The sequence below is a fragment of the Mycobacterium ostraviense genome, assembly GCF_002705925.1.
GTDB classification, from domain to species: Bacteria; Actinomycetota; Actinomycetes; order Mycobacteriales; family Mycobacteriaceae; genus Mycobacterium; species Mycobacterium ostraviense.
Window position 1 is genome coordinate 1 of record NZ_NKRE01000107.1, and the last position, 281, is coordinate 281.

Annotated in this window: 1 protein-coding gene; it reads left to right on the top strand. The window is 66.2% G+C overall.

Annotation, left to right across the window (positions count from 1 at the left end):
* On the top strand, positions 1-281 hold a 281-nt coding region (locus CDN38_RS33730), incomplete at both ends, for a TonB-dependent receptor plug domain-containing protein (RefSeq protein ID WP_142361407.1).

Genomic DNA, 281 nt, shown 5'->3' on the forward strand with positions numbered 1-281 from the left:
ACCTGCAGGAAGTGCCGGTCTCGGTGGGCGTGGTGCAGGGCGAGCGCATGCGCGACTTCACCGCCGGCGGCGACGACACCCTGCTGGCGCTGTCCGGCCGCGTACCGAGCCTGTATGCGGAAACCACCACCGGCCGCATCTTCCCGCGCTTCTACATCCGTGGCCTGGGCAACATCGACTTCTACCTGGGTGCCTCGCAGCCGGTGTCGATCATCCAGGACGACGTGGTGCTGGAACACGTGGTGCTGAAGTCCAACCCGGTCTATGACGTGGACCAGGTG